This is a genomic window from Marinobacter sp. UBA2498 (genome assembly GCF_002341575.1).
GTDB lineage: Bacteria > Pseudomonadota > Gammaproteobacteria > Pseudomonadales > Oleiphilaceae > Marinobacter > Marinobacter manganoxydans.
This window is the reverse complement of the sequence record NZ_DDOI01000145.1, coordinates 47,509-54,715: the sequence shown is the minus strand read 5'-3', so window position 1 is coordinate 54,715 and position 7,207 is coordinate 47,509. Positions and strand designations below refer to the sequence as shown.

At 61.2% G+C, this 7,207-nt stretch carries 4 protein-coding genes; all 4 read right to left on the bottom strand.

The window, feature by feature from the left end; all coding sequences use genetic code 11:
- Positions 1 to 562, bottom strand: a 562-nt coding sequence (locus B2W52_RS20260) for a transglutaminase N-terminal domain-containing protein (protein ID WP_286803982.1), incomplete at its 3' end; no start/stop codon positions are given.
- 10 nt (positions 563 to 572) lie between these two features.
- The gene (locus B2W52_RS20255) at positions 573 to 3,077 is read right to left on the bottom strand and encodes a circularly permuted type 2 ATP-grasp protein (protein WP_008172679.1); all 2,505 of its coding nucleotides are present in this window, start codon (positions 3,075 to 3,077) and stop codon (positions 573 to 575) included.
- Positions 3,078 to 3,166: 89 nt separating this feature from the next.
- Positions 3,167 to 6,469 (bottom strand): transglutaminase family protein, encoded by a 3,303-nt coding sequence (locus B2W52_RS20250; RefSeq protein WP_008172677.1) that lies wholly within the window; start codon positions 6,467 to 6,469, stop codon positions 3,167 to 3,169.
- A 35-nt stretch (positions 6,470 to 6,504) separates the two neighbouring features.
- The coding region (locus B2W52_RS20245; RefSeq protein WP_286803981.1) for an alpha-E domain-containing protein at positions 6,505 to 7,207 on the bottom strand (703 nt) is incomplete at its 5' end.

Here is a 7,207-nt window from a genome sequence, read left to right as displayed (position 1 = left end):
GGGCCTTGAACGCCTGTTCGACCGGAGTGAAGGTTTCCGTCGCCGTTGCATCGAAACTGAAATCGCGATGAATCATCCGCATCAGGGCATCAGCCGCCTCTACCAGCGCGCGCCCCGGAAGGAACGCCTCCCGGGCATAGGCGGCGTACTGGGAATCAATGGGCACATTGGTGGAGACAAACCGGAACGCCGTAGCCTGAAGATGGTCCGCCGGGAACTTCCTGTCGGCACGGTACCGCAGGCTATCGCGGACGGTTTCCCAGGGAACTTTTGCCGCGGCTGCCGAGGGTTTCGGACGCTCACGAAGCTCCACCCAGAATTCGCTGATGATCCGTAAGTACTCATGTTCCGCGGTAAAATCAATCTTGGTAATCCGATTGCCGAAACTGTCCAGGAACGAGCTTCGCACCGGGGGTTCCGGTGCAATCGCCAGATGATGTTCCAGATTCCGCTGCCAGGGCAGGGCCCGCGGTGTCAGTCTCAGCAAATGGTGGGACTCCCCCACCACCTGATCGTACTGGTAGAGGGTCTCATGACGCACATGGTAACGGACAAATGTCATGACAGGTGCCTCAATCCGGGTTCACAGACCGGTCGGAATACCGGGTGTGAATAAAACACTGCCGCTGAATTTCATCAGACACACGATAGGCCTCCGACCGGATGTCACACAATAGCTCCGCCAGGGCTTCACAGGCTTTGTCCGGGCGCTTGCGCTCAAACGGATGCAAATCAAGCGCTCGCAGCCGCTGCAGCGATTCGTTCAGATCCGGCGGAAACAGCTGGCCGGTTTTACGCCCCATTTCCGGCAGGTCCTTCTGCAGCTGGCGCAGCTGGAACATCACCGAATGAGGGTTGCTTGCGTCTATCACCAGGGTATGGAGTACCCCCAGAAGCTCTGGTGTCCGACGGTACCGGGTGCGGTAGGTGACTTCCGAGTTGGCCACTTCCAGCAGCCACTCGAGCATGGCATGGCGGCTGAACCGGTCGCTGAACAGGGGCACGCAAATCAGCGTACAGAGATTGGCCAGTCGCTCCAGGCGCCGGCCGATGACCAGGAAAACCCAGCTGGCATCCCGCGTAATGTCATCCATCGCAAAGCCCGCCAGGGAGATGCAATCAAGCAACACCAGGTTCAGTGCCCGAATCGACCGGTCTGGCGTGGTTGGCGCCGGGCTCAGGGGCTTGCCCACCCGATTGAGCGTGTGCCAGTTGTCGGAAGACAGACGGTCCCGGACCTGGCTGGCGTTGAACAGCAGGGCATCAAGAATCGACGCGATTGAACCCGGAAATTGCAGGTCACTCACCGCTCTCAACAAGGCGTCGGGAAGCGGCTCGGGGACCGCATCTTCTTCAGGCTCCGGAAGGGTCCCGAATTGTTCGGCTGCCTGTTGCAGCCCGAGCAGGGCTTCTTCGCTGGCCTGGTCGTGGCCCGACAGACGGTTGAACGCCGCCCGCAATAAACGGGCAGTTCCCTCCGCCCGCTCCGAGTGCCGGCCCATCCAGAACAGGTTTTCCCCCACCCGGGAGGGCGTGTCCCGCTCGCCGTCGAGCAGGTCAGACACCTGCAGCCGTCTCTTGATCAGTGACTTGGAGGGAGCCGTGTAGCGAGCCTGTACCCAGGTGTCCTTCGACAGCCCTCCCCGTTGCATGGAGATGACTTCCACACCCGCATCCATGGCGACCCGGGTCAGCCCACCGGGCATGACCCGCCAGCCGGAAGGCGTGGCCGCCGCAAACAGCCGCAGGCCGATGGACCGGGTGGCCAGCGGCTGCTCCGGATCCCCCTTCCAGACCGGCGCCTGGGAAAGATGGACGAGCTCCTGGCCGACAAAGGCATGGGGATGGGCATGCATCTTCTTGATCAGGGCGTCCCGCTCTGCACCTTTCACCTGGTAACCGAACACCGGCTCCATTCGCATGCTCGCGAAGGCCGGTTTAATGACCAGCTCGTCCAGGTGCTCAATGACATAATCCAGAGCCGGTTTCTCACCACACCACCAGGACGCCACCGACGGCATAGCCAGAGGCGAGCCCAGTAATTTCTTCGAAATCTCCGGCAAAAACCCGAATAACGCCGCACTCTCAAGCACCCCGGAACCCAGGGCATTTGCCATCAGCACCTTGCCTGCCCGCACCGCTCCCAGAAGCCCGGGAATCCCCAGCACGGAATCGGCGCGAAGCTCCAGCGGATCACAGAAGCCATCGTCCAGCCGGCGATAAATGGCGTGTACCCGCCGCAGGCCCTGAAGCGTTTTCAGGTACACCGTGTCATCTCGCACGGTAAGATCCTGGCCCTCGACCAGCGGCAAACCCAGGTAACGGGCCAGGAACACATGTTCGAAATAAGTTTCGTTGAAACGGCCCGGGGTCAGCAGAACGCAAAGCGGTGACTCGGTTCCGGCTGGCGACATGCCCGCCAGACTGTTCTGGAAACCCTGGAAGAATTCCGAAAGGTTGGTTACCGGCAGGTTGTGGAATGGCGCCGGGAACGCCCGGGAAATCACCAGCCGGTTCTGAAGGGCGTAACCGGCGCCGGAGGGCGCCTGGGTACGGTCTGCCATTACCCACCAACCGCCGTCTGGTGCGCGCGCCAGATCCACGGCATACAGGTGCAGGAACCGGCCCCCGGCAGGCTGAATCCCCTGGCAGGGCCACTGGAAACCCGCCTGCCCGTAGACCAGGGCCGGAGGCATAAGACCTTCTTTTAACAGCGACTGCTCGCCGTATAGATCGGCCAGAACGCTGTCCAGGAGCTCTGCACGCTGGGCGACGGCTTTCGAGAGCCATTGCCATTCATCGGCGCCCAACACCAGCGGCAGCAGATCCACCTCCCAGGGTCGGGTATCGCCGCGGGGGTCTTCATAGACGTTGTAGGTTACGCCATCTTCGGCGATGGCATTGGAAACCGCCTGAGCCCTGAGGTTGAGACCAGCGACAGACTCAAGGTTCAGCTGCTGCAACAACGGACGCCAGTGCGACTTGGGCCCGGAACCCCCGGTGCCAAGCTCATCAAACCGGTCCGGCACCGGATGGTACTGGCGGAGGATGTCAGTAACTGCTTGCTGCTTCGCCACCTTGAATTCAGGCTCCGTTAGTCAGTGAGCTGGAAGCATAGCCGCTTTCTACTCTCCGGAGCCAGCATCAAACCACATGTCCAGGCATCTTATTTGTGATATCGCAGATCCAGGGTAAACGGAAACTCCCGATGCTCCGGAACCGGCCGCAGGGGCTGTTGCCCCGAGCTGTGTCCCATCCGGAAGAAGCGCGCCATGCGGCGGCCTTCCGCTTCGAACGAGTTCACCGGCAAAGTCTCGAAATTCCGGCCACCGGGATGGGTCACGTGATATTCACAGCCGCCCAGGCTGCGTTCATTCCAGGTGTCCACGATATCAAACACCAAAGGCCCATCCACACCAATGGTCGGGTGCATGCACTGGGATGGCTGCCAGGCCCGGTACCGGACGCCGGCGACCGATTCACCCACCATCCCTGTTGGCTGAAGCGGCAACGGCACCTGATTGCAGGTGATCTGGTAACGATCCGGGGCAGCGCCGCGTACCTTCACCTGCAAACGCTCCAGGGAAGAATCCACGTAGCGGGCGGTGCCGCCGATAGCGCCGTGTTCCCCGGTCACATGCCAGGGCTCCAGAGCCGAACGCAGCTCAAGGGTTATGCCCTTGACCTTGTAATCGCCGATCCGGGGGAACCGGAACTCGAAATGGGGCGCGAACCACTCGCTCTCGAGCGGGTAACCCTGGGCCTTCATATCGTCGATGACGTCCTCGAAGTCCTGCCAGACATAGTGAGGTAGTAGGAACCGGTCGTGCAGCTCGGTTCCCCAGCGAACCAGCCCGCTGGGTTTGTAGGGCTGCTCCCAGAATCGGGCCACCAGCGCCCGCAGCAGCAATTGCTGGGTCAGGCTCATGCGGGCATGGGGTGGCATCTCGAAGGCCCGCAACTCGAGCAGACCATGACGCCCACCCGGGCCGTCCGGGGAATAGAGCTTGTCGATACAGAACTCGGCCCTGTGGGTATTGCCGGTGACGTCCGTAAGCAGGTCCCGGAGCAAGCGGTCCACCACCCAGGGCGCGACTTTTTTGCCCACAGGGCATAACCGCTCCATCTCCCGGAACGCCAGTTCCATTTCGAACACGTGATCGTTGCGGGCTTCGTCGATTCTCGGCGCCTGGGAGCTGGGACCGATAAACAGGCCGGAGAACAGGTAGGACAGGCTGGGGTGGTTATGCCAGTAACTGATGAGGCTGCGTAACAGGTCCGGACGTCGCAGGAAGGGCGAATCCTCTGCCTTCTGGGCGCCCAGCACAAAATGGTTGCCGCCACCGGTGCCGGTATGACGGCCGTCCATCATAAACTTCTCGGAGGTGAGCCGGCATTCGTAGGCGTCGGCGTACAGGGATTCGGTCTGCTCCACCATTTCGTCCCAGGTCCGGACCGGCTGCACATTCACTTCGATCACCCCCGGGTCCGGGGTGATCCGGAAATGGGTGATCCGGTGGTCCGAGGGTGGCTCGTAGCCCTCCAGCAATACCGGTTGTTGGAGAGTTGCAGCGGTTTTCTCGATGGCTGACACCAATGCCAGATAGGGCTCAAGCTCCTCCAGCGGCGGCATGAAAATACGGAGAATGCCATCCCGGGGCTCCACACACAGGGCCGTTCGGACAATCTCCGGTGCCGACTTGCCTTTTGCGGGAGGCTCCCGCTCCGGCGACGACTGGCCGACCTGGCCACGGCTGTTCCATTGCCGGATCTCCTCGCTGGCAGGCAACGAGCCACGGGGCGCAAAGGGGTCCTGCTCGTGTATCCAGGGGTAATCGGCTTCTTCCACCCAGGGCTGGCCATCCAGAGGCAGCCGGTGCCCCATGGGGGAGCCGCCCGGAATCAGGTAACAGCGTTCACTGCGAAGGAACCACGGGCCGGTTTCCCAGGCCTGTTCCTTTTCCGACACACGCAGTGGCAGCACGTAGCCGACGGGCTCATCCAGTCCCCGGCTGAAAATCTGCTGAAGCTGCTTGCGCTCCAAGGCATTCTCGAGTTTCGCATCGAAAGGATCGACGTTGACCGGTAGACGTCGTTCCCGCCACAAGTAATAAAAGGCATCCTCGAACCCCGGGAACAGCTGTTTTTCATCAACACCAAGCTCTTTCGCCAGGGCCGACAAAAACCTGTGGGCATCTTCCGGGCTTGCGTTGCCTTCGATGCGCTCATCCGCCAGCCAGCGCTCGTCCCGCCAGATCGGCTCGCCATCCTTGCGCCAGTAACAGTTCAGGGACCATCGGGGCAGCGGCTCCCCCGGATACCACTTTCCCTGGCCGAAATGAACCAACCCGCCAGCGCCATAGCGATCCCGCATCCGGTGATAGAGCTCGATGGCCTTCTTGCGCTTGGTGGGGCCCATGGCCTCGGTGTTCCACTCCGGCTCGTCCCGGTCGTGATTCGCCACGAAGGTGGGTTCACCGCCCTGGGTCAGACGCACATCCAGTTCTGTCAGACGCTGGTCCACGTCATGGCCCAGCCCAACGATGCGTTGCCACTGGGCCTCGGTATAGGGTTTGGTCACCCGAGGTGCTTCCCAGATGCGCTGAACGCTCATCTGGTGCTCGAACTCGACCCCGCACTCCTCAACCATGCCGGTAATTGGCGCCGCCGAGGACGGATCCGGGCTGCAGGCCAGCGGGATATGCCCTTCTCCGGCAAACAGGCCGGACGTCGGATCCAGCCCCACCCAACCGGCGCCCGGCAGGAAGACTTCGCACCAGGCGTGCAAATCGGTGAAGTCTTCCTCAGCGCCCGAAGGGCCATCCAGTGCTTTCTGGTCTGCCTTGAGCTGAATCAGGTAGCCGGACACAAAGCGCGCCGCCAGCCCCAGATGCCGGAGCGTCTGCACCAGCAACCAGGTCGAATCCCGACAGGAGCCGGAGCCCTTTTTCAGGGTTTCCTCCGGGGTCTGGACGCCCGGCTCCATCCGGATCAGGTAATCAATACGGTCAGCAAGGCTCTGGTTCACACCCACCAGGAAATCCACGCTGGGAGTTTCCTTGCGGTCTATGGTGGCCATCCACTTACGGAATTCCGGTGTTTCCGGTAGTTTCTGTAAATAAGGCGCCAGCTCTGCCGTCTGCCACTCCTCGTATTCAAACGGAATGGTCTCTGCCCGGGGTTCCAGAAAGAAATCGAACGGGTTGATCACGGCCATCTCGGCAACCAGATCCACAGTGATCTTCAGTTCTTCGGTTTTCTCCGGAAACACCAGGCGGGCCAGATAATTGGCCTGGGGGTCCTGTTGCCAGTTCAGGAAATAACCCTCTGGTTCCACCTTCAGCGAGTAGCTGAGGATGCGCGTCCGCCCGTGCGGACACGGACGCAATCGAACTATTTGCGGGCCCAGGCTGATCGGGCGCTCATAGCGATAGTGGGTGGTATGGCTCAGGGCAACGTGAATCGACATGGAACCTATCTCACAGGCGAATAAAATTGGGAGTTTCAGGCTGTCTCGTAGACAGGAAACCACGTCTCTGCAATATCGTCGTGAAGCTCACCGATTTCTAACTGCAGTTTTTCCAGGAACAGGATCACGTCCTCCTTGCGGATCAGTGCATCCACGTCCCCATCCCGGGTGTGACGTACCGCCTGCAACGCGGTGCGGAGCGGAATCTCGTTCCTTGGCAGACGGTCGAGAGCGCCCGCGACTTCGCTGAGGCTGTGCAGCACCGATCGCGGGAACGGCTCATTCTGCAACAGGAAACGAATGACCAGAGGCCCGCTGACCTTCCGCCGCACATTGTGACGGTACATCTGGAAGGCACTCTGATAACGCAGGACACTGGTCCACAGCAGCCCGCCATAGGTTTCGGTGCCATCCCAGCCGTCGAGGAACTGCAGGGCGCCCACTTCAATCTGCCGGGTGGCCATGTCCGCCCGCTCCAGGTTGCGGCCTACTCGGATGAAGTCATACCCCTCATCGTGACTCATGCAACCGGCCAGCAAACCATTGAGCATCTGGCAGCGACCCACGATTTCGTTGAGGAATTCGTACCTCGCCCGCTTACCAACCCCCTGATCTATGTTCTCCAGGATGTACCGGTACAGCTCGTTGATCACCTCCCAGGCGTCGGTTGGAATCTGGTCCCGGGTGGTGCGCACGTTCTCCCGGGCGGCCTTGATGCAGGAGGCAATGGAGCTCGGG